Origin of the sequence: Bacillus sp. G402 (genome assembly GCF_051172515.1) — a bacterium.
Classification (GTDB): Bacteria; Bacillota; Bacilli; order Bacillales; family Bacillaceae; genus Bacillus; species Bacillus altitudinis.
Map to the genome: position 1 here is coordinate 1287603 of NZ_JBPIZC010000001.1, position 22129 is coordinate 1309731.

23 protein-coding genes and 2 pseudogenes are annotated in these 22129 nt (G+C 35.6%); 8 read left to right on the forward strand and 17 right to left on the reverse strand.

Translation table 11 applies throughout. The annotated features are described in order from the left end of the window. Nucleotides 1-15: 15 nt before the first annotated feature. The 7 genes from ACSBQP_RS06755 to ACSBQP_RS06785 all read right to left on the reverse strand — a co-directional run bounded on the left by ACSBQP_RS06755 (nt 16) and on the right by ACSBQP_RS06785 (nt 5024). Nucleotides 16-654: an ABC transporter ATP-binding protein gene (locus ACSBQP_RS06755; protein WP_216099297.1), complete on the reverse strand. Its 639-nt coding sequence runs from the start codon at nt 652-654 to the stop codon at nt 16-18. A 13-nt stretch (nt 655-667) separates the two neighbouring features. Beyond that, nucleotides 668-1360: a hypothetical protein gene (locus tag ACSBQP_RS06760; protein ID WP_216099298.1), complete on the reverse strand. Its 693-nt coding sequence runs from the start codon at nt 1358-1360 to the stop codon at nt 668-670. Nucleotides 1361-2072: 712 nt separating this feature from the next. Continuing rightward, nucleotides 2073-2942 carry an ABC transporter permease gene (locus ACSBQP_RS06765; protein WP_243825155.1) on the reverse strand — a complete coding sequence of 290 codons (870 nt, stop codon included), beginning with the start codon at nt 2940-2942 and terminating at the stop codon, nt 2073-2075. A gap of 62 nt (nt 2943-3004) precedes the next feature. After that, nucleotides 3005-3388, reverse strand: coding sequence for a hypothetical protein (locus tag ACSBQP_RS06770; RefSeq protein WP_216099300.1), 384 nt, complete (start codon nt 3386-3388; stop codon nt 3005-3007). Between the two features lie 317 nt (nt 3389-3705). Then, nucleotides 3706-3885, reverse strand: a complete 180-nt coding sequence (locus tag ACSBQP_RS06775; RefSeq protein ID WP_243825154.1) for a hypothetical protein — start codon at nt 3883-3885, stop codon at nt 3706-3708. 129 nt (nt 3886-4014) lie between these two features. Further along, on the reverse strand, nt 4015-4434 hold the full coding sequence (locus ACSBQP_RS06780; protein WP_057079658.1) for a GNAT family N-acetyltransferase: 420 nt from the start codon (nt 4432-4434) through the stop codon (nt 4015-4017). A 20-nt stretch (nt 4435-4454) separates the two neighbouring features. Continuing rightward, entirely contained in the window at nt 4455-5024 is a 570-nt protein-coding gene (locus tag ACSBQP_RS06785; protein WP_035392352.1) for a TetR/AcrR family transcriptional regulator, read from the reverse strand. 181 nt (nt 5025-5205) lie between these two features. Between ACSBQP_RS06785 and lpdA the strand changes: the two genes are divergently transcribed. Next, nucleotides 5206-6600: a dihydrolipoyl dehydrogenase gene (gene lpdA / locus ACSBQP_RS06790; RefSeq protein ID WP_046527477.1), complete on the forward strand. Its 1395-nt coding sequence runs from the start codon at nt 5206-5208 to the stop codon at nt 6598-6600. A 135-nt stretch (nt 6601-6735) separates the two neighbouring features. Here lpdA and ACSBQP_RS06795 read toward each other — a convergent pair whose 3' ends face one another. Then, nucleotides 6736-7872, reverse strand: a complete 1137-nt coding sequence (locus tag ACSBQP_RS06795; protein ID WP_435028315.1) for an MFS transporter — start codon at nt 7870-7872, stop codon at nt 6736-6738. 112 nt (nt 7873-7984) lie between these two features. On the opposite strand from ACSBQP_RS06795, the gene ACSBQP_RS06800 reads away from it, so the two are divergent. Beyond that, complete coding sequence (locus ACSBQP_RS06800; RefSeq protein WP_019743043.1) at nt 7985-8890, forward strand: LysR family transcriptional regulator; 906 nt, start codon at nt 7985-7987, stop codon at nt 8888-8890. Nucleotides 8891-8906: 16 nt separating this feature from the next. Then, nucleotides 8907-9470 carry a GNAT family N-acetyltransferase gene (locus ACSBQP_RS06805; protein ID WP_035700391.1) on the forward strand — a complete coding sequence of 188 codons (564 nt, stop codon included), beginning with the start codon at nt 8907-8909 and terminating at the stop codon, nt 9468-9470. Between the two features lie 4 nt (nt 9471-9474). Here ACSBQP_RS06805 and ACSBQP_RS06810 read toward each other — a convergent pair whose 3' ends face one another. Next, complete coding sequence (locus ACSBQP_RS06810; RefSeq protein WP_144684625.1) at nt 9475-9999, reverse strand: DinB family protein; 525 nt, start codon at nt 9997-9999, stop codon at nt 9475-9477. A gap of 192 nt (nt 10000-10191) precedes the next feature. On the opposite strand from ACSBQP_RS06810, the gene ACSBQP_RS06815 reads away from it, so the two are divergent. Then, on the forward strand, nt 10192-10890 hold the full coding sequence (locus ACSBQP_RS06815) for an aspartate/glutamate racemase family protein (protein WP_035700385.1): 699 nt from the start codon (nt 10192-10194) through the stop codon (nt 10888-10890). Between the two features lie 23 nt (nt 10891-10913). Then, complete coding sequence (locus ACSBQP_RS06820) at nt 10914-11789, forward strand: LysR family transcriptional regulator (RefSeq protein WP_079919374.1); 876 nt, start codon at nt 10914-10916, stop codon at nt 11787-11789. A gap of 43 nt (nt 11790-11832) precedes the next feature. Here ACSBQP_RS06820 and ACSBQP_RS06825 read toward each other — a convergent pair whose 3' ends face one another. Next, entirely contained in the window at nt 11833-12729 is an 897-nt protein-coding gene (locus ACSBQP_RS06825; protein WP_435028275.1) for a macrolide 2'-phosphotransferase, read from the reverse strand. A 424-nt stretch (nt 12730-13153) separates the two neighbouring features. After that, entirely contained in the window at nt 13154-13987 is an 834-nt protein-coding gene (locus tag ACSBQP_RS06830) for an SMI1/KNR4 family protein (RefSeq protein ID WP_435028276.1), read from the reverse strand. A gap of 834 nt (nt 13988-14821) precedes the next feature. Between ACSBQP_RS06830 and ACSBQP_RS06835 the strand changes: the two genes are divergently transcribed. Then, complete coding sequence (locus ACSBQP_RS06835) at nt 14822-15577, forward strand: Cthe_2314 family HEPN domain-containing protein (RefSeq protein WP_058213854.1); 756 nt, start codon at nt 14822-14824, stop codon at nt 15575-15577. A 50-nt stretch (nt 15578-15627) separates the two neighbouring features. Here the strand turns inward: ACSBQP_RS06835 and ACSBQP_RS06840 are convergent, their stop codons facing one another. From ACSBQP_RS06840 to ACSBQP_RS06865, 6 genes and pseudogenes are all read right to left on the reverse strand, one after another. Continuing rightward, complete coding sequence (locus tag ACSBQP_RS06840; RefSeq protein ID WP_058213855.1) at nt 15628-16308, reverse strand: hypothetical protein; 681 nt, start codon at nt 16306-16308, stop codon at nt 15628-15630. 23 nt (nt 16309-16331) lie between these two features. After that, nucleotides 16332-16970: a hypothetical protein gene (locus ACSBQP_RS06845; RefSeq protein ID WP_058213856.1), complete on the reverse strand. Its 639-nt coding sequence runs from the start codon at nt 16968-16970 to the stop codon at nt 16332-16334. A 334-nt stretch (nt 16971-17304) separates the two neighbouring features. Then, nucleotides 17305-17475, reverse strand: a complete 171-nt coding sequence (locus tag ACSBQP_RS06850; protein ID WP_136944438.1) for a RapH phosphatase inhibitor — start codon at nt 17473-17475, stop codon at nt 17305-17307. After that, nucleotides 17465-18577: a Rap family tetratricopeptide repeat protein gene (locus ACSBQP_RS06855; protein ID WP_060780974.1), complete on the reverse strand. Its 1113-nt coding sequence runs from the start codon at nt 18575-18577 to the stop codon at nt 17465-17467. Before ACSBQP_RS06855 ends, ACSBQP_RS06850 begins: the two co-directional genes overlap by 11 nt. A 195-nt stretch (nt 18578-18772) precedes the next feature. Next, nucleotides 18773-19378, reverse strand: a pseudogene (locus ACSBQP_RS06860) (CatA-like O-acetyltransferase). 181 nt (nt 19379-19559) lie between these two features. Beyond that, nucleotides 19560-20388, reverse strand: a pseudogene (locus tag ACSBQP_RS06865) (sialate O-acetylesterase). A gap of 250 nt (nt 20389-20638) precedes the next feature. Between ACSBQP_RS06865 and ACSBQP_RS06870 the strand changes: the two are divergent. Then, nucleotides 20639-21085, forward strand: coding sequence for a MarR family winged helix-turn-helix transcriptional regulator (locus ACSBQP_RS06870; RefSeq protein ID WP_182489105.1), 447 nt, complete (start codon nt 20639-20641; stop codon nt 21083-21085). A 32-nt stretch (nt 21086-21117) separates the two neighbouring features. Further along, the gene (locus ACSBQP_RS06875; protein WP_435028277.1) at nt 21118-22062 is read left to right on the forward strand and encodes an acetyl-CoA carboxylase carboxyltransferase subunit alpha; all 945 of its coding nucleotides are present in this window, start codon (nt 21118-21120) and stop codon (nt 22060-22062) included. Nucleotides 22063-22129 lie beyond the last annotated feature (67 nt).

The following is a 22129-nucleotide window of genomic DNA, read 5'->3' on the forward strand; positions in this document are numbered from 1 at the left end:
CTTATTTTTTCAAAATTAATCTGTAGTTTCTATTTTTCCTGAATTCATTTTATATACTACATCGCATAATTTCTCAATATCTTGTTTATGATGTGATGTTAATAAAACAGTGGCACCTCTTTCATTTTCTGCTCTAATTAAATGATAAACATTTTCCACTGCATCTTCATCCAATCCGTTCATTGGTTCATCTAATAAGATAATGTCTGGCTTTTCCATAATAGCTTGAGCAATTGCTAATTTTTGTTTCATACCTAAAGAATATGTTTTAACACTTCTTTTATCATCAGGATTCAGCCCAACACTGTCAATTACCTGTCTAATTTGTTGATCATCTATTCTCTTTTGTATATCAGCGAGAAACTTGAGATTATCAAAACCACTGTATTGCTCTAAAAAAGCAGGTTTCTCTAAAAGTACGCTAATACTTTTAGGAAAAGAAATTTGTTTATGCAAAATTTGATTAGATACTATTACCTCACCAGCACTTGGTTTCACCAAACCAGCTATCACTCGAAAAAGCATCGTTTTTCCAGATCCATTATGACCAACAAAGCCAATGATTTTTCCTTTTGCTAATGACAAATTTATATCTTCCAATACAGTTTGCTTTCTAATTACTTTCGTAACTGCATTCAATTCAATTATAGACATGATAAAGCTCCTTTTATAAATAATCGGTTTTGTTAGAATGATATACAACATATGTCATGAGACATGCAATGATGATAAGTTCAAGAAGAATAAAAAGCAATTGTCCTTGTACATGTTCATACATACCATAGTATAGGGGGATATATTTATTTTCTATTTTAATACCAGCAAAAAACATACCCAGCACACAAATGTTAGCCACTTCAACAGTTAAGTGATTTTTCAATACTAACCATATTGTTCCATGCAAGAATAGATTTATAGTGATATAGATAAAAATAAAAACCCAGCCCAAATTAAATTGAATGCTTACATGAAGAAAGCTAAATAAAATTATAGCAATACTGAGTGCAGTTATCACATAATAAAAAGTAAATATTATACCAATAATAAATCTAGCTATCCACAGAATTCTCCACTGACGTAACCTTAGAATCATTTGCATTTCAAACATATATATAGGAGTCTTCCAAAGAATTTGAAGAAAAACAATATATCCTACAGAAAATGACAACCAATACATCCAACTAATAAAAGTTCCATTTGAAGAACTAAAAAGCAAAGTGAAGAAATCTTCAGAGCTTTCCAAACCTTTAATGTTTTTAATGAAAATCATTGTATTTATAGCATGTAACACTAGTACAATGACTAAACTTTTAAGTATGGTATTTTTCAGTCTGAAATATTCAAGCTTTAGTATTCTCATTTAATTAAGACTCCCAAAGTCCGATGAAATAGACACCCATTTTGTTAATAAGAAAAATATAAATATGAGGACTGAAAGCTCTAATACAGATTGAAAAGGAATTTGTTTATAACCATACACCAGATAAAATGAAACAAAGCCAGTTAGTGTTCTATCTATTATCATTAAAAAAATACAAAACAGTGTAACTAGTGACTTATTATTAATTAACTCTTGAAAAAGAACATACACCAATCCCATTAATTGTGTAATAAGAAAAAATATAACGAAGAAGAAAAACCCACAAAAGATATTATCACTTTCTACTGAAGGAATATAATTTAACAAAGCTGTGTAAGTTATTCCTTTGAAGTGTATATAACTAGCCAACTTAGTAATAATAATTGCCCATGTACTGATTAACAGAGTATATAAAAACGAATAGACAATAACTGTTGTAATCTTAAAAGAAACAATTTCTTTCCTAGAAGAAAACCTTCTTAATATTATCCAAGCGTTCAATTGATATGATTTAGACATTGCCAGTAAGAAAAGAAAAAACGGTCCAAATATAAAATCGTATCTAAAAAAAGTGATTATTTCCACAAAATCAGAAAATTCTCCAATGCTGTATGAGGATATTGGAGTTACAGATATACTTAATATGACAAGAAATAAACTCATAAAAATTAATAACTTTATTAGATCCTTTTTTAAATCTGTAAAAACATACTTAAATTGTGTCAGAATTTTTTTTCACTCCTATTATATAAATGATCACTATTGTCAACATTCCAACAATAAAATGAATATAAAAAGAAGAATATGATAGATTATTTACTGGTTGTCTTGGATCTAAGAAATTAAATGGATCAATAGATACTTTTCCTATTAAACTACAAAGAAGCCAAAATCCTAAATAGAGAATTAAAGGAGAAAGAATAACAAGATACCTACTTTTTAAAAATAAAGAAATTGCTAAACCAAAACAAACATACATCCCTGCATATAGTGAAGCTATTAAGTAATATATAAAAATATATAGATAAGGAGATTTAGCTAGTAAATCAGAGAACATTTCTTTCTTTTGTCCGTCAAATACATTATCAGCAAAAGAAGCCGTACCGTTAATCATTTTCTTATACACTTCCGTATATGCTGCAAAATCCCATTGTCCGCTAAACAAATTAGATATTAAAATCCCGAATAATAAGGGGAGTGCAAATAAAATAACTCCTGAAAAATATGTAAATATAAATTTCCTGCTATAATAGCTTAATCTACTTTCTTTTACTAAGATATATTCTACATTCCCTGAACTCTTTTCTCTAAAGATGGAATCGACAATTGGTATTCCAATAAGTAAAGGAAATATGAAATAAAAAAATGAAGAAAAAAATGAATCTGATAAGCCCATCCAATATTGATGGGCAGATACCATTGCAATAGCGTCTGGAAATTCACTATATAATCTATTATAAAGTGCGGAATCCGTATGATATTGTATGGAACCCATAATTGCATTAGCTAAAGCGATTAAAAACGAGACCAATAATACAAAATATAACAATTTACTTTTTATAAGTTTTCTTATCTCACACATAAGTTTTCTCCCTTTTAATTATGAAAAACAATACGACTAAAGTCGTATTGTTTTTTAAAAAATTATTTATAATCTGGATTCCATGAACCTGAAACATTCACACCAACTACTGTCCAATTAGACGTTTGTGCTCCTGCTTTAATAGTCTTTTTTTCTGCACTGTTATCAACAGTGAAATAGCGTCTATCATTTTTCTTAAGATCATATGCTTTTGCTGAAACTTGTGTATCACCTTTCCAATGTCCTACATTAACCTTATAATCACTTCCAATTACAGAGAAGTTAATACTAGCTTTCTTACTGGTGTTTTTTACACCTGATGCTATATCACCCCAATTTTGAAGTTTAGGCAACTTTTTTGAAAAATTATAATTCTTTGCTTGTGCTATTCCACCAATACCAACTATTAAGCTGAGCGCTAAAACTCCTGCTAGAATTTTTTTCATCTTTTTCTTCATCTCCTAATATCTCAAATTATGGTTCATAATGATTATAAGTGGTAAATTATTCTTGGTCAACACTTTTTTATTAATTAAGGTTACTTTTGTATTATACTAAAATCAATTCTTTTTAACTATTATAGAAAATAATCGCATTTAGGTATTTATAGTTTTCAAATTCATACATGCCATAGAAAAAATTGAAATAATACTCGAGCAATCCTGTTAATTTCTCTTGATCCCTTTTGATCTTCAGTGCGAGTTCCCTAAAGTTCGCCCGCTCTTTCCTATTTTCTTAAGGATTCAAGTAATCAAACATTCATTTATGTCTGAGCCCCAAGAGTGAGAAATACAATAATACATCTTGATTTTCTTCCTCCGATCACAATCATCGATTTGATTTCTTCTTTATATGCTTCGGCGTCCGGTACATTAAATCGTTGAATATGATAATACCATTCATTGATTTTCAAACCGACGTGAGAAGAAAGCACTTTCTCCATCAGCTCTTGCCCCTCCCTCTATTTTCCCTATAATGACATATATTATCATTTTACGAATCACTCGACACCGAAAATAAACCGCAAAAAAGCACTATAAAGGGCCGTGTGAATGATTAGATAAAATGATTTCTATTCATAAATAAGCACCCAGTACTTCGCCCCAGGCTCCCCCTCCTCTACAACAGCCTTCCATCCTCTTTTTTGATAAAAAGACAAAGCTTTGTGATTTTCGGATACACATTTGAGGGTGACTGGTGTTCCGAGCACTTTGATCGCATGTTTCAGCAACAGATCGCCAGCCCCTTGACCAGCAGCTTCTGGATGTACAAACAAGAGATGAATAAAACGATCTGGTACATATAATGAGATGAATCCAAGGATTTTATTGTTCTCCTCAGTTAAGAAAATTTGCTCTTCCTGCGTATCTTGATCAAAATCTTGCAGTTTGATTTCTTCTGTATTGAGCCAGTGAAAGCTCTGACGTCGGGATTCTAAATAGATTTGTCTTAATTGTGGATAATCTTCTATGCTTGCTTCTCTAATCAACATCGCAACATCCCCTATGTTTTTTAATTTGAATTTAAAATGTGTTTTGCCTGTGTTCTACCTGCCATTAACAATTGATCACTGAACTGCGAATCATTGACAGCTCGTGCAAGAGCAATTGTACCAATCATGCTGCTTACTAGTGCGTAACTGGTAGAGAGATCTATGTTTCCCGTATCAGCTGTAAACGCCATAAACCGTTTCAATTCATCTGTATAGGTTTTACGTACCTCTTGCGATAATTGAGCAATCTCCCCTGCCAGTGCAGGCAATATACAGCCGATCTCCGTCTGATCACGGTGAACGGAACTTAAATAAAAGTCAATGATCGTCTGAATTCGAGGCTGGTCTGTTTTCTTGTCTGCAACACTTTGCAGCAGCTTGATCGTATCAGTAATAGCAAAATGAAAAGTCTCTATCACCAACTGATCCTTGTTCTTAAAGTGAGCGTAAAACCCTCCATGAGTTAGACCTGCCCCTTTCATAATGTATGGCAAACTGATACTACGGACGCCATTTGTTCGAAATGCTCGTGCAGCACTAGCGATGATCTGCTCTCTCACTTTTGACTTATGACCTTTCGGATAAGGCATCCTCTTTTCTCCTTCCTTTTAACTCATCTAAGTGTATTTATTAAAATATTATAATTATCATATTATCTTGTGTCAATTGACTAAAATCCATCTTTCCTCACTCAGATGGGATTGACTTCGCCAGAATATGATGACTATAATATATTATGATCATCATATTTTGAAATTGGAGGTGTAAGAAATGATTCATTTAGAAACAGTAGATACATTGGTGATTGGATCAGGTCCGGGAGGCTACGTGGCGGCGTTACGTTCAGCTCATCTCGGCATGAAGACTGCGATTGTAGAACGTGATCAGTTAGGTGGCGTATGCACCCATGTAGGCTGTATCCCTTCTAAAGCGCTAATAGCAGAAGCAGAGCGGTTCAAACTCCGCACACAATGGGGTGGTTTTCAAGAAAGCGGTTCTTTCAATGAAGCTCAAGCGTTCAAAAAAGCTGTTGTGGAAAAACAAGCTGGAGGCGTCCAATTTTTGTTAAAGTCAGCTGGAGTTACCATTTTGGAAGGCGATGCAAGCTTGTTCGATCAGCATACAGCGGTGATTCAACATGCCGAAAAAGGTGAAAAACGAATCAACTTCAAACACCTTATATTAGCAACCGGCTCTCGTCCAATTGAAATTAAATCACTCCCTTTCGGAGGTCGTATATTGTCTTCCACTGAAGCACTATCCCTTCCCGAAATCCCTAAAAGCCTTGTCGTAGTTGGGGGTGGATATATTGGTGTTGAACTCGGACAGATGTTTGCAAGGTTTGGATCAAAAGTCACCATTCTAGAAGGCGGCAATCAAGTATTGCCTGGTTTTGAAAGTGAACTTGTCTCACCTGTTGTTCGACAATTGAAAGAAGATAACATCACCGTGATTACAGGAGCAAACGTCATAGGTGCCGAGCAGCATATGAGCGGAATTGATCTTCATTATGAGAAACAGAAAGAAAGTTACACGGTGCAAGCGGAATATGCACTGATTACTGTCGGAAGAAAACCGAATACAGATGGAACATTAGGTCTCCATTCTATCGGTTTGTCCATTACCCCTAACGGACTAGTTAAAATTGATGAACAATGCAGAACTTCCATTCCGCACATTTATGCAATTGGTGATATCACCGAGGGTCCTGCTCTGGCTCATAAAGCTTCCTATGAAGCGAAGGTGGCAGCAGAGGCAATCGCCGGGAAACCTTCGATGATCGATTATAAAGCGATCCCACTTGTTGTGTTTTCTAGCCCAGAATTGACGAGTGTTGGACTGAGCGAAACGGATTGCAAGCAACAATCCATTCCGACTGTTACTGGAAAAACAATGTTCTCTATTAATGGTCGAGCACTGGCATTAAAAGAACCAGAAGGATTTGTGAAGATTGTGGCCCATGCTGAATCTGGCCTTATTTTAGGAGCACAGATCGTAGGTGCAGAGGCATCTACTCTTATATCAGAACTTTCTCTCTCTATTGAAATTGGTGCTACAGTAGAAGATTTAGCCATGACGATTCATCCTCACCCAACATTAGGTGAAATGATCATGGAGGCTGCAGAAATGGCCACTCGTAAAGTTGAAAAAAATCTGGCACGATAATTCATTCAGGTGCATCTTTTAAAAATTGAGTAAAATAATCGCCATAGCCTACTTAGGAATAGGCTATGGCGATTTCAACTGAGTCATGATATAAAAGCAGCGGTATATTGATCTTTAATTGGATACCTCATCACGTTATTTCCCTAACTTCATAGATAACTGCACGCCAATCATCAGCATCACGATGGCGAGCATTGCGACAATAGCAGCTTGAAAATGTCCGCTGATATCGAAAATCAAACCGATTAAAAATGGACCAAATCCTCCCATGATGTACCCGCCCATCTGTGACATCGCTGACCATGTACCGGCTTCTTCTGGCGTACGCGTTTCAATAATAGGCAACATAAGCGCCAAAGGAAATAATCCACCTGCTCCAATCCCTAGAAAAATAACAGCTGGCAGGATCGGCATTGGCAATAGAAGGAATATGAGGCCAATCAGCTCTGACAAACTGCATAAGATCAGAAATAATTTCGGCTTTCCTAGACGATTGACGATGTTTGGAACGAGTAATGCCACCGGAATCTGAATGAGCGTAAATATCGTAAGCAGCATGGCGGCATACTGCGGACTATTCCCAAAATCAAGCGCAATGGGTGAAATCCACGCTGTTAACGAATAGAACATGCTAGACATAAAGCCAAAGAACAAGGTGAATTGAATGGCTTTTTTGTTTCGCAGCGGTAATCTCAGCGGCACGTGTGCAAGATCCGCTTGTTGGTTTTGACGAGCTAGACCGAGCCATAAAATCAGTGCAATAACGCCTAAAACCGCCCAGCAAGATAACGCAAGTGGAAGGTTATGCTCACTGCGAAGGTAAATCGGAATGGTCAAGCCCGAAGCAAGTGCAGCTCCAACTGTCATTGATATAGAGTACACACTGACAATCCCAGGACTTTTCGGGAAATACTTTTTAATAAAACTAGACAACAATGGTCCGGCAAAACTAATTCCAACTCCTCCTGCAAAAGCAGTCGTAAGAAGGATGGTAACCGTTTGACTTGTACCACGTAGTCCAGTCGCAATTGTGATAAGAAAAATCGAGAAAAAAAGGGTTCTCTCTAATCCAAACCGGCGGCTTAGTTTCGTTGCTACAGGGGCAAACACTCCCATGCACAAGACCGGCAAAGTGGTTAAAAGACTTGCCGTGAGTGCACTAACGCCAAGGTCTGATTGAATCATGCTCATCATAGAAGCCACGGATGTAATGATTGGGCGCAAGTTTAAGGCAGCTAAAAATAAAGCAGCTAAATAAAATATTTTTTTTATCAATACTCTTCTTCCTCTCTTATCTTGTTGAGGTTACTATGAGTATAAATCCGCTTCATTCATTGATCAATACAATAATTCGTATTATGATGATAGGAAAATACTATCATTAATGAAAGGATGGCATATGGATACTCGTCACATTACCTATTTTATGGCTGTATTCGATCATTTACATTTCACAAAGGCTGCAGAGCAACTAGGTATATCACAGCCTACATTAAGCCAACAGATTCAGCTGCTTGAGGCTGAAGTTGGGATGCCGCTCTTTGACCGAATCGGTAAAAAAGTAGTTGCAACTGAAGCTGGTACGCTTCTTTATCAATATGGCATGAAAATGCTTCAGGCTGAACGAGATGCAAAAAATGCCATGAAAGAACTGTTATCTGAACAGCGGGGTACCGTTCGGCTTGCCGTCCTTCCCTCTGATCTTGACTTTCAGCTTGTTCCGCTTTTTGTAGAATTTAAAACGCTGTATCCAGAGATCAACCTAAAGGCTTTTTCGACCATCTTTGTTCGTGACGAGGTGCTCTCACATAAAGTCGATATCGGAATTGGGCTGCGCGGGCCTGCGGATAAACGACTGATTCAAATACCACTTGGCGATGAGCCCTACGAATTGTTTGTTCATTCAGACAGTGAACTGGCAAAAAGGCGTGAAGTGACGCTAAAAGAGCTGACAAAGCATGCACTGGTCATGTATCCAAAAGGCTATCTAGGAAGAGATTTGGTCGATGACGTATGTAAAGAACACGGTTTTGAATTGGACACGGTCATGGATGTTGGGTCTGCCACTTCACTATTGCAGTTGGTTGAAGCCGGGATCGGCGCCACCATCCAGCCAAGAGGGCTGTTAAAGCAACATTCAGCATGGCCTAATATTGTCTCTATCCCTATTTCTGCCCCTGCTCCTGTTCGGCATCTTGAATTAACGTATTATGCCGATCGATTTGTGACCAAAGCGCAAAAACAGCTATCTGAATGGCTAATAGACTTTTTTAAATCAAGAACAAACTAAAAAGTGAGGGTAACACATGAAGAATGCAAACAGCATATTTACAAGAACAAACCGGGTTGTGATTCGCCAGTTTGATCAGCAGGATATTGAAGCATTTTATCAATACCGATCAAATCCCTCTATTGCCACATTTCAATCCTGGGAAAACTACACGCACGAAGACGCTGAATCATTTGTACAACACCAAATGACGCAACAACCTAATCAACCAGGGACGTGGTTTCAATATGCGATTGCCTTATCTGAATCCAATCAGCTGATAGGAGATTGCGCCATTCATACACTCGGCAGCGAGCCTAGAATCGTTGAAATTGGATTTACACTCGCGCCTGAATTTCAAGGAAAGGGCTATATTCATGAAGCCTTGAATTCAATGATCGAATATATTTTCACTACATTGAACAAGCATAAAATCATTGCCTTTACAGATGTACGAAACGAAAAATCTATTCGAGTGCTGGAACGTTTAGACATGAGACGCGAAGGACATTTGCTACAAAATTATATGTCAAAAGGACATTGGGTCGATGAGTATCAATATGCTATTCTTCAATCCGAGTGGGCCGCGAAGCGTCATTAATCATTTATTTCCTATTTAAAATCCCTAAATAGGCGCTCCACGGTCCTACATCGGTTCGATATCGTTCCGCCATGACCCGAACAATTTGGGAGATATGGGTGAAATCATGGACAACCCACGTAGAAAGTAATTCGCTCACTTGCACGACGCCGAATTCTGGATGGACGCCCTTTTTCTCTAGATCAAGACTTGAATGTGTCATACGCTGAATGTATGCCACATTCTCCATCCGCACATGATGAAACTCTGCTAGTGCTTGTTCTATCTGTCTTTCAGTTTGATTCAAATGGGCGTAGCGGTCAAATGCAGGAAATGGGGTATTCTCTCCATCAGCAAGAATGACATTTAATCGTGGAATCCAGTTGAATTTCTCTGCTTCAATCAAATGTTCAATGACTTCAACGGGATTCCACGTTCCCTCCCCTTCACGACTGTGAAGCCAATCCTTCGATAAACCTGACAAAAGACTTTCTAATGTACGAGGAGTTCGACTCAACATATCTAAAGCTTCATCCAAATTGAAATTCATATGGTAGCTCCTTTATCAATTTTTCTTTATTCTAATGTTTTTTGATTAGATTGCAACTCATACTGCAAAACAGATAAAGAAGAAAATAAAAGGTGCTTTTGATCAACCTTCTATATACAAATAGAACTTTTCTATAACACTCACCATCCTTTCTTTTTTTATAATAGAAAAAAATGAAATGTGGTGATATTGATGTCTACAACGATTGGGATTATGGGTGGTATGGGCCCTTTAGCGACGATTGATCTGATGAAAAAAATCATTTCTCATACACCAGCTATTAAAGATCAGGATCATTTACATGTAATTGCTGATAATGATCCGCAAATCCCTGATAGAACCAATGCCATATTTGGGAAAGGCGAAGATCCTACAGAATATATGATTGCATCAGCTAAAAGATTAGAACGCGCTGGAGCGGACTTTATTCTGATTGCATGCAATACCGCTCACTTCTTTTTAGAAAACGTACAACAATCCACTCATATCCCTATCATGAATATGCCATTAGAAACCGCAAAGCACCTGAACAAACATCACTATACGTCTGTGGGCTTACTATGTACTGATGGCACATTAAAAACACAGCTCTATCAAAAGGCTTGTGCCCATCACAAGATTGATGTCATGACTCCTAGTGAAAATCTTCAGAAAAACGTGATGAATGGGATTTATGCCGTGAAAGCAGGGAAATTGAGTAAAGGCGAAAGTGAACTTGCGTTAGCTGCAGAAATTTTAATCAATCAAGGAGCAGAAGCCATCATTGCCGGCTGTACAGAAATTCCTTTAGTTCTAAGGTCAACCAAAGCTGTGAAAGTGATTGACCCTACTGTCATTTTGGCGAAAGAAGCTGTAAAATTAGTGTATGAGCTTGAAAAGCTAAACATTTAAAGAACGTCATATAAGGGGATAACATGAATATTGAGAATATAGAAGCGTTTATTTATGTATGCCAGCTAGGCAGTATCAATAAAGCTGCAGAAGCACTGTATTTAACCCAGCCTTCTGTTTCGGCACGTATTCAATCGTTAGAAAAAGAATTAGACCTGAAATTATTTGATAGACAGAGAAATAAACTATCTCTGACGGAAAAAGGTGAACAGTTTTACCCGCATGCCAAAAAGATTCTCCATTCTTATCAAGAAGCAAAGCATAGTCTCAAACAAACGATGATCCCTTATGAATTGACGATTGGATGCGCATCCTCTATTTCCAATAATCTATTGCCTAACATATTGCCCGCCCTAAAAGAAAAATACGAAAACCTGAAAGTGAAAATTGTAACAGGACATTCAAAGGATGTTGTCCAAAAAGTGATTAACAACCAAGTAGACTTTGGCATTGTCAGGACTGAAACACATCCTCAAATTGAATCAATCCCGATTTTCAGCGATCCAATCGGGCTGTTCGTCCCAACTCATCACCCGCTCGCCAGCCTAGGCAACATCAATATGAATGAACTAGAAGAACAACCGTTTATTTTCTTTGACTATGGGTCATTTGATTGGTTGATGCTTCACCGATTATTTCAAAAAAACAACATTACACCGAACATTTCCATTGAGGTTGATCATATGGAAACTGCAAAAAATTTGGTACTGCAAGGAATGGGACTATCGTTTCTTCCTCATCATTGTGTTAGAAATGAAGTAAAACAAGGAACATTAAAACAAATTTCTATCGATCCATCTATCAATTTCAACATCAATATTGAGTTTATCTATAAAAAGGGAAAATCCAAATCCGTTTTCATTGATCAACTCAAACAATTTTTTCATGAATTAGATTAAAAAAAGCCCTTTTTGGGGGCTTTTTTGGATTCGTTCTGATTGATTAGCTTTCGTTTGCCAACATGTATGCGGCAGATTCATGCATATCTTTCAATCCTGATCTCTGTGCGTACTCGGCCACAGTGATCGCACTTGTCGTCAAAAGTTCTATTATATGTTCATCCATTCCTGACCAAGTTCTCCCGCCTGCTTTTTCATACGCATGGATAAGTTTCGTTAATCCTTCTTTCCCAAACAGAAGTTGATGCGACAAAAAGTCGGCAGATACATCACCAATCCCCACTTCAGACCAATCAATCACACCGGTAACACATTGATTTTCATCAATCAGAATGTGGCCAGGATGCAAATCTCCATGCTTCACTCCCACAAAAGGCGGCCATAAAGAATCTTTAGCTAGCCATTCTTGCCAACGCTCCCATAAACGGCTGTTAATGGTGTATTGCGATTTGACACGTTCCATTCGCTGTTTCATTGATCCTCTTAATTCATGTGCACTGATCATCTCCACACCGATCGTTTTAAAAGGCTGTTGATCTAAGGAATGTACATTCGCTAAAACTCTTCCTAATGATTCATAATAAGCTTGCGGTACATTCGTTTGGTCAAAACTCCACACATAAGATTGCTGTTCCACATCAATACTAGCTGCCGGTACCCCCTCTAATTGTTTATAAGCAATCAGATTTTCTGTAAAGATAGACCAATTAGGATCCTGAAAGTGAACCTGCTTACTCATATGATCTAATGTCTTTTTTTCTTGTAAAGTATGTTTCATTGATTCAGGTCTGCGATGCATTCTTAATATCCATTGATCACCATGTATATCTTCGACGTGTGCGACACGGAAATCCACACCTGATTCATTTATTTTGATGGTACTCTCTAAAATCTCTAATCCGTGATGTTTGACTAACTGCTTTAATTCCAGTCTATTCATATCCATTCCTCCAATTGTTCATTTAGTCATGATCAATAGGCATCAAGGATATCATCACAAAACCCACAAACAGGCTACTTTATGTGGTCAGAGTAAACAAAGCTAGACATATGCCTTTCTTTGCATCATAAAAAACATACAAAAAAAAGACAGATCGATTAGCTGCCTCTTTTCTAGTGAAATTGCATACTTTCCCGCTGAAGATCATTAAAAATGTGCAGACTACCCCGTTTACTCCGTTTGATGAAAACAGAGCCTTTGAACATATGAAATTACTGATTGTTCAAAGTTTTCTGGCGTAATCTTCCTGCATGCATCATTTTTAACCATCCTCCTCTTTATCATATAAATTTACTATACTTTATTTAAATATGACTTTCAATAAGATGACAAAAAGAAGCCCTTTTCAGGGGCTTTTCGTCTTTCACCATCGTTTATTCCCTGGATGAATATCTTCTCCCAAAAAAGCGGTATTAGGCTCACCACTATTTTCTAGAAACTCCGCTATTTCTTTCAGCTCTTGATTGATAAGGTCATTTCTTTGCATATCCGGGTTTAACAGAAGGATGGAGTGAATCGTTGTCGCTGCTTCATACAAAACATGTTGATCTTTTATCTGTTTGATGCATTGTTTCATACGATCGAAAAACCATTCAATCTCTTCAATTTCTTCCATCGGATAATGTGCCATTTTAAAGAGATTCTGCTGACGAAGGTCTTGTCTCTCAAAAATTTGTTCAAGCTCTTCTTTACTGATATACAAATCCGAGCATTCCTCATCAATTTCTACTACCTCGATCATCGCATCTTCAGCTGTATATAACTGCTCAATAAAATCATCGAAAGTATCCGCCAGCTTAAAATCGACTCCCATCTCTAAATCAAAATAGTGAATAGGAGGGTGCTCTTTCGTTTGTCGATAATCCATTGCGATCCATGTATCTTCTTCTCCGCTGATGAAAATAAGTCCTTCAGGCAGCTCCAATTCATCACTTAACTGAGGGCTAGTCATAATTCCATCACCTTTGGCGATTCCTCTTAGATGGTCAAATTGAACATGATCCTCTGCCCATGAATTCGGCTGTTCCGTTGGAAAAGCATTACGAACTGTAAAACCACCGTTCCATTCTAAAATGAGCTTTTTATATGTATCAGGTAAAGTGACACCAAGTCTTCCCTCTGCCTCAATAATTTTTTCCTCATCTATCTTTTCTAACGTGAAAGGACTCTCTTCTTCTTTCTCCCAAAATGGTTTCAAAGTGGGGACCTCCTAGTTTCTAATGAGATCAGTATATCATTGACCACTGTACATGAACTTTAATAATGAATACAAATTGACAACTATAAATCCTTCGCAATGAAAAAACAGACCCCCTTAAGGTCTGTTTTCTTTTTATCTATACGTTTTGTGATATTGCATTTCGGTCAATTAAAGTCGTGTTTCGGTCAGTTTTTGTTGTTCTTCCATTGTAGTATTTCGAATCGATTTTGTTTCAATGAACTCCCTCGTTTCTACAGTTGATACACTCAATAATACAAAGCTTACTATGAATAGTAAGCTTTTAATAATCATATAGACATTCTCCTTTTTGAATATCATTTTGAGCCTTAAAAAACTTGATCAATAATCTCCTAGTGAGAACGAATGTTGAGCAACTAGATGAGTTAATTAAATTGTCATTTGAGAATATTCATAAATCTGGAACACATTTGAGAGAATGAAAACATAATATTAAGGATTGGACAGTAAATTTCATTACGCATCCCAAATGAGACATTTGGAAGTGAACAATTCAAATTAAGAAAGCAAGACACATTGATTACTTGCTTTATAAAAGGTTTCATTAATATCACTATTCACACTGTCTAATTAAATTATTCTTTTTCCATATTTTAATCCTGCTTTATCTTTTAACTTCTCAGAGTATCCGATAGTTTAATTCAGATTGCTTTACGTAAATCCTCCTGTCATTATCGAAGGTTCCTTCATATTTGGGATAAAAACATTTTGAGATTGTGTAACTTCTCATGGAATAAATTAATTTGTTCCCTTATCATTAAATTAATAAATTTAAAAGAAGCGGGGAAAAAGATGGAGAGAAAAATCAATATCAATCCATTTGAAGAAATTACAGAAGTAAATATAAATGAATGTACAAAAGAAAGTCCGTTGAAAGAATTTGAACTCCCCAAGGGAATGTTTCAAAAAAAAGACGATCATTTTATGAACATAGGTAATTGGGACACACAACATTGGGAAGCTATTTTGGAGAATAGATTGCTCTCAGTGAATCGAAATTTTGGTTACACAATGTTTTACTATTACAAAGGCATTCCAGATGATGAGTGGTATATGTCTCCTGGGAAAAACGGTCAGTCAGTTCAATATTATCCTCACTTTGAAGAACAACATTACAGCAACTTTTACAATTTCACATACTTTGTAGACACATTCTTTCTAAAGGCTTACACATTGTATGAAACGATTGGACATTTGTTGTTCAAACTTTATAACTTTGAAATCAAAGAAGATGACTTAGTAAGTTTTAATTCTGCAATTTACAGATTAAAAAATGTGAACCGTCCATTGTACAAAGACTTAAACAAAGTAAAATACTCCAATGATTTCCAAATTGGTGTGCAAATGAGGCATGATATTGCTCACAATCACCCTCCTTACCGTATAGATTCTGGAATAAGAAAATTACATGGAATGGTTACTGTTGGTGTGGGAAAGTACACAACTTCAAGTGAAATTAAAGCAGCAATGATTGGATTACTGAAAAGTATTGAGGCCACATTTGAGGTGCTTGAAAAACACTTACCAATTAAAGAAGTAGCCAAATAAAAAAGAGGAGCCAGATAAGGTTCCTCCTTGCTTGTTACGACTATTTCCTTTCACGATTTTTTATAGTATCCAACAGTCAATTCTTTCTTCATTATCTCCAACAATTCTTTTCTCAATGATTCAAGCATTTCTCTATGAAATTTTATTTTCTCTCTAATTTCTTTTTTCTCTGCTGGTTCAACTTCTTTGTACCAATCATGTTCTAATAACAACTGTCTTTGTTCTCCAACTATTTTCTCGCAGAGTTCAGCCACTATCTCCGATTGATATAATAATGTTTCACTAAACAGTTGGTAAACCTCTAATCTTAAAGTATCTGCTTCAAAAAACTTTTTGTGCTGAATAAGATTATGTAATTCTTTTTGCATTTCTCTTTTATCCGTTTCCCACAAGTAAAAAATCCTACCTTTATCTTTTTCTAATAGATCGTGATTACTTAGATAGTTTTCTAAATCTGTCTTTGTGTGTTCCATAAAATTAGGAAATTGTTGATACCAATTTGTAACAGCGAAAATTGAATCTGTAGCTTTGTAAAACAAGCCATATAACTTAGGATAAGTTTCATGTTTCTTTTCAGTAAATAGTTGGAAGTCATGAACTTTCCTTTGTGAGTCAAATAACAAATTATTCTTGAATGCCTCAATATTTCTATTTAAAAAGTGCCTGTATAATGCCAAAATAATTGTGGTTGTAAAACCACTTGTCAAAATCGTGATCAGAATGTCTTTCACAAAAAACTTCCTCTCTTACTAAATTAAATTATTTTTTCTAGTGTTTCTTTTTCTTTATTTTTTAATTTTTTTAATTTGGATTTTTTTTGTTTCTTAGATAAAAATAGGTTCTTTTTTATGTCTTTTAGCTTCTTTTTGTATTCTTTATGTCTTGCTCTTTTTACACTTTTGATTTCCATATGATAAACATTGTACAACTTAATGTAACTTAAGGTGATTTCTTTGAAGAATTTTTTGAACTTAAGATACGGTTCTATTATTTCATAATCTCTTTCGGGCTCTTTTAAGCTATAATCAAGAAACTCGTTCCATAAATGTACGTCTTTTCTCATTAATAAGTGTATATTGGGATAAACAATATCTTCCACTTCTTTAATGACTTTATCCCAAGTATCAAAATTATCAATTGAAGGAACAATATATGTATGTTCCTTCCCATCCGGAGTAACGTCATAAACTTCCTCAACCTCTGTTATCTCTAATACATGATCATATTTGTAATAAAGAATAAACAATTTATTATATACCTTAGTAAGTTGCTCAAAAGTTATATTTTGTAAGTGTTTTTTCTTTTCACTCTTATTCTCCTTAAACATAACAAAGAAGGTTGTAAGTGCAGCAGCAATCAATGGTCCTGCAAAAAATTTCAAAAATAAGTCCATAAATTCTCCCCCGTTTTTTCTTAATTAGATTTTCATAAAAATTGCATCCAATAACCAGTTTAATCCAACGTGAAGAGTCAGATTCAGTTACTTTTTAAGGTCGCACTCCTTATATAAACTTATGAGAGCATTAACGCTACTTAGAAAAGAGTGCTAAAACAACATAAGATATTTAAGTTCATGCCACAAACAAATTAGAACATAACACTGCAAAACACCATAATAATTAGAATTCTAAAAATACTCAAAAACTACCTGGAGGATAAAAAGTTCTAACCCCGTTCGTCCTCATTTTAAAAAACAGACCATACAGGGTCTGTTTTAATTTTGCCTATTAGTTTTCAGATGTTGAATTTGGATCGATCATCGTCGTGTTTCGATCAGTTTTTTGAGGAAATACAGTGGTATTTCGATCAGTTGATTCTTGTGAGAAATTAAAAGAACCTAGGAAAGCAGCACCTACCAATAAAGTGGCGCTAATCAATATCTTCATTTTAATATTCATATAAACACTCCCCTTTTTGGATTTCGGTTTGAGCTTTTATGGCAGTTCTATAATAATCTGCTACCCTCTCCGAATCATTCCTTTTTTCATAAAGATTTGCAAGGCTTAAAGCAAACTCTTCAATATAAGGATACAACTTCTTTTCCTCTAACCCTTTAAACATTTTTCGTACATTTTCAATACCTTCATCTACATAAATTGTCTTTAATGAATTGAGCAATGTTTTATAAAACAGATTATTTTCTGCTGTTGCACTTTTTATTCCTTTAGCAATATATTCAAGTGCTTCTTTTGTTTTATCACTTTTAAACAAAGTCCAACTTAAACTAAAAAATAATCTTGGTTTAATATCTTCATTGTTTTCAGTCATCTTATCCAACCCTTTTTTATAGAAGGAAGCAGCTTTAATATAATCCTGTTGCCTGTCATACGTATTTCCAAGATTCAAATAAGTTTTAGCGATTAATCTTTGATCATTTATTTCTTCAGCAAGATCTAGTGCTTTATGTAAGTGGGGGAGCGACTTCTCATATCGTTTAAAATCATCATAATTTCCTGCGATCACAAATAAACTTTGAATTTTTCTCACCTTATAAAGATCATAACGATCATAAATCTCTAGGGCTTTTATAATATGGTGCATAGAAACATGGGTTTGTTTCATGATGTAATATGCTTCAGCAACTTTAAAATGGAATTCTGCTTGTTCAATTTCATCTACAACAAGTGCCAGCTGCCTCTCAGCAATCTTATAATATTGAATGGCTTGTACATACTCTTTCTTACTGAATTCATGCATGCCTCTAAAAAAGGCATTATAGTATTGCAACATTCCAGACAGTTGATGGTTAGAATTCTCTATTTTATCGACTAGCGCGGAAATTGATTGATCGAATGAAGGTTTTATATAATCAAGCATAAGTTGATGTCGAAAACACATTAATTGATAATAGATAAGAAGATCCTGATCTTCTTCCATCCTATCTATTTCCCATTCAACTTCCGCTTTCAAAATTTCTGCATCGGGTACACTGAATTGCCGAATCATTTTATACCATTCATTTATTTTCACACCAACATGTGAAGAAAGAACTTTCTCCATCCCTTATTCCCCTTCCACTAATTTCCCTTATATTACATTTATTATCACATGTATGAGTTTACAAGGCACCGAAAAGAAACCGCAAAAAAAACAATTGAGTAACCGCGATTTTACACATTTCTTCTCACAACAGAAAAAGCAGACTCTGCAAAGTCTGCCTTTTTCTAAAAATCAAATGACTACACCTTTTGAAAATTAATTATACAATGACTCGCTTAACCACTCTTCACAATGTTCTATAAGCCACCTCAAATATTCCACATATTGGCCGGCATGATAGCCGTCACAAACAGCATGATGGACTTGAATGGCGACTGGCAAGGTGATTTTTCCTTCTTTCATCTTAAATTGACCTAACGTAAATATTGGCAGTAAATAAGTTATATCTGTAGATACATTAAGGTTAAAAGAAGTAAAATCAATCCATGGCAGACTTGAAATATTGAATATGTTTTCTGGCATATGAGGTTTCGGAAATAGGTTGTTACTTTTGCTGTAAGTGTCCATGTCCGCTACACAGCTTTTATAAAACCGAGCAAAGTTTTCGTCATAAGGCGTCCAAATACTTGAAAACGTCTTTGTTTCTTTATTTAAAATCGTATAACTTGGATGGAGAATCTCCCAGTAACCAAGTGCATCGTTCACTTGATCCATCCGAAATTCCGGTATTTTTTGCACAGCTCTTGCTAACAAATAAATTTGCACAGGATATACTTTTAGCCTTTTTTCTTTTAATATTGCATACAATTTCGTGATGTCTAGATCGATCACCTAGCTATATGAGCATCAGGCTACCGTCATATAATGATGAAAGTACTCTTTTCATGGATAACTTTCGACTATTTGTTTAAACATTTTCTATCTCCTCCTGAATGTGATTTACTGTATTCAGGAGGAAGCTTTATCTGTTTTTACCACCACAATCATCTTTTCAAAAGATATATCATGTTTCTGTTTATTCAAAGACTACTATGAGCTTTGCCTACGTTAAAGCCTCCAGCAACTCTTCATAAGTCATCTTGCCCAACGTGAATTTTTCTAGTGCTATATATGTATTCTCCGCTGAGGTATTCATTCTATTATGACAGTCATTCACTAGCTCATGTTCATTTGGTAATGGTTCATGTATATGTTCTGTTTTTCGAAATGCTTCATAGTATCTTATACCAAATATTCTTTGGGACATCGCATTGATGTGAATTCCGTCCGGATTAGGTATAAGGCTTTTCGCAGTAACATAATAACAATTTTCATGATGATTTGCATATTTTTGTAGTATCTCATTGATCAGTTGATGTTCCACACATCCTGCGCCAAATGCTGTCTTTCCTAAGAAATCGCCCAAACCACCTATCACAAGCGGAATGTTAGGTACAGATAATTCGGTTCTCAGTTCATGAAATAATCTTCGTATTTTTTCATCGTATTCTTTGTATTTCCCATCTTGGCTGTCACTTTCTCCTTGATGCCATAATATTCCGGCCAATTCGCTATCTTCCCTTGCAAATGTAGCTTCATTTATTGCATGACGAAATAATGCCCCATCTCGTGACCACTCATCAATGGAACTGCCACCTTCGGCACATGGGATAAGACCAACCTTCTCTCTCTCATGCTCTTTACACCAAGCCTCCGCAAAAGAAGCCGCTAGTCCTACGCCAGCTACCGGTCTATCAAAATGGATGGGTTCAGTCATCATTTGCCATCTACCATTTCGCAACATCATGATTCTTTCATTATAAATTGGTGGCACTTCGCTTGAAGCCTCGCCCCGCCATATTTGATTGTCCAATTAGTAAAAATGACTTCATATTTTTCTCCCCCTCTCTTCATTTTTCATATTTTGTTGAAAGAACAGTAAACAGTAATTACTTAGGGTAAGATCCTGATGCATCTATCAATCAGGTGGATCGACTATGATCAATCCACTTAAACCATTTTAACAAGAAGAAATCTCTTGTCCATGTTGTCATATGGGCTGACGTTAAACTTGTGAAAAAAACATATTCATGTATAATACAATTGATGTATACTACATGAATTTTAGGAGGGTGACCTTTTTTGAAAAGAGAAGATGCCTTAAAACTAAGATCAGATATTAAGAAAATGATTATAATAACTGGGGTTTTTGAATCTCAAAATTTGCCCAATGGACCATTTGAAAAACCTCTACCAACCTCTCAAATGATGGCGTTAGAGGAACTAGAGATAGAAAAATTAACTGTTTGGCAACTATCCAATAAACTTAGATTAGAGACTTCAACTGTAAGTAGATTGGTAGATAAGTTAGTAAAAAAGGGACTTATTTATCGTGAAGTAAATGAAAAAAACAGAAGAGAACTTTTTCTGCACCTCACAGAAAAAGGTCACATTACTGTTAATCGCTTAAGAGAACAATCCCTTACATTTTATCAACGTATCCTTAATAATTTATCAGAATCAGAACAAAAAATAGTTGTGGATGGTTTTGAATTATTTATTGATTCTATTTCTAAGTCTTTTGATTAGAGTGAGGTAAATCATACCCTTTGGAGGATAAAATGAGTTTGGATTTTGAACGTCCTTTGATTGAACTAAAAGAGAAATTTGATGAATTAAAGAAAATGATGAAAGAACATAATGTAGATTTATCATCAGAAATTCAAGAATTAGAAAAACGTTTAAATAAAATGCAAGATGAAATTTATTCTAATCTTACACCTTTTCAACGAGTTCAAATTGCAAGGCTACGTAACCGGCCCACGACATTGGATTATATACCTTTATTGTTTACAAACTTTTTTGAACTTCATGGTGATCGATTATATGGTGATGATCAAGCAATGATAGGTGGTATTGCAACATTTAAAGGGATGCCCGTTACGGTTATTGGTCATCAAAGAGGGAGAAGTACAAAGGAAAATATAGAAAGAAATTTTGGAATGTCACACCCAGAAGGATATAGAAAAGCGCTAAGACTGATGAAACAAGCTGATAAATTTAATCGCCCTATTATTACATTTATTGATACAATTGGCGCCTATCCAGGCAAAGGATCTGAAGAACGTGGAATTTCTGAAGCGATAGCTCGAAATCTATTGGAAATGGCTACACTTAAAGTGCCAATTGTTTGTATTGTAATTGGAGAGGCATCAAGTGGTGGAGCTCTTGGCATTAGTGTCGGTAACCATATCCATATGTTAGAGTATTCATGGTACTCGGTCATTTCGCCAGAAGGAGCAGCATCTATCCTATGGAAGGACGCTAAGTATGCTCCAGAAGCTGCTAAACATATGAAAATTTCAGCAAAAGATTTAAAGCATTTAGGAATTATTGATGAAATCATTCCTGAAATTAAGGGTGGAGCACAAAATGATATCAACTCACAGGCAAAATTGATTGAATCTGCAATCGAATCATCTCTTAAAAAATTGATACGATTATCCTCGGAAGAGCTTATACAACAGCGATATGAAAAGTATAGACAAATAGAGAATTATAAATGAAAATATTTAAAACCGTATTACATTTCTGAGGATTCTTACTAAAAAGTTCTAAATATTTTGTAAGTAA

What these genes read in the sequence shown, in the direction of transcription:
- ACSBQP_RS06755 (WP_216099297.1), bottom strand. Translation starts at nt 654, where the DNA reads ATGTCTATAATTGAATTGAATGCAGTTACGAAAGTAATTAGAAAGCAA.
- ACSBQP_RS06760 (WP_216099298.1), bottom strand. Translation starts at nt 1,360, where the DNA reads ATGAGAATACTAAAGCTTGAATATTTCAGACTGAAAAATACCATACTT.
- ACSBQP_RS06765 (WP_243825155.1), bottom strand. Translation starts at nt 2,942, where the DNA reads ATGTGTGAGATAAGAAAACTTATAAAAAGTAAATTGTTATATTTTGTA.
- ACSBQP_RS06770 (WP_216099300.1), bottom strand. Translation starts at nt 3,388, where the DNA reads ATGAAAAAAATTCTAGCAGGAGTTTTAGCGCTCAGCTTAATAGTTGGT.
- ACSBQP_RS06775 (WP_243825154.1), bottom strand. Translation starts at nt 3,885, where the DNA reads ATGGAGAAAGTGCTTTCTTCTCACGTCGGTTTGAAAATCAATGAATGG.
- ACSBQP_RS06780 (WP_057079658.1), bottom strand. Translation starts at nt 4,434, where the DNA reads ATGTTGATTAGAGAAGCAAGCATAGAAGATTATCCACAATTAAGACAA.
- ACSBQP_RS06785 (WP_035392352.1), bottom strand. Translation starts at nt 5,024, where the DNA reads ATGCCTTATCCGAAAGGTCATAAGTCAAAAGTGAGAGAGCAGATCATC.
- lpdA (WP_046527477.1), top strand. Translation starts at nt 5,206, where the DNA reads ATGATTCATTTAGAAACAGTAGATACATTGGTGATTGGATCAGGTCCG.
- ACSBQP_RS06800 (WP_019743043.1), top strand. Translation starts at nt 7,985, where the DNA reads ATGAAAGGATGGCATATGGATACTCGTCACATTACCTATTTTATGGCT.
- ACSBQP_RS06805 (WP_035700391.1), top strand. Translation starts at nt 8,907, where the DNA reads ATGAAGAATGCAAACAGCATATTTACAAGAACAAACCGGGTTGTGATT.
- ACSBQP_RS06810 (WP_144684625.1), bottom strand. Translation starts at nt 9,999, where the DNA reads ATGAATTTCAATTTGGATGAAGCTTTAGATATGTTGAGTCGAACTCCT.
- ACSBQP_RS06815 (WP_035700385.1), top strand. Translation starts at nt 10,192, where the DNA reads ATGTCTACAACGATTGGGATTATGGGTGGTATGGGCCCTTTAGCGACG.
- ACSBQP_RS06820 (WP_079919374.1), top strand. Translation starts at nt 10,914, where the DNA reads ATGAATATTGAGAATATAGAAGCGTTTATTTATGTATGCCAGCTAGGC.
- ACSBQP_RS06825 (WP_435028275.1), bottom strand. Translation starts at nt 12,729, where the DNA reads ATGAATAGACTGGAATTAAAGCAGTTAGTCAAACATCACGGATTAGAG.
- ACSBQP_RS06835 (WP_058213854.1), top strand. Translation starts at nt 14,822, where the DNA reads ATGGAGAGAAAAATCAATATCAATCCATTTGAAGAAATTACAGAAGTA.
- ACSBQP_RS06845 (WP_058213856.1), bottom strand. Translation starts at nt 16,970, where the DNA reads ATGGACTTATTTTTGAAATTTTTTGCAGGACCATTGATTGCTGCTGCA.
- ACSBQP_RS06850 (WP_136944438.1), bottom strand. Translation starts at nt 17,475, where the DNA reads ATGAATATTAAAATGAAGATATTGATTAGCGCCACTTTATTGGTAGGT.
- ACSBQP_RS06855 (WP_060780974.1), bottom strand. Translation starts at nt 18,577, where the DNA reads ATGGAGAAAGTTCTTTCTTCACATGTTGGTGTGAAAATAAATGAATGG.
- ACSBQP_RS06875 (WP_435028277.1), top strand. Translation starts at nt 21,118, where the DNA reads ATGAGTTTGGATTTTGAACGTCCTTTGATTGAACTAAAAGAGAAATTT.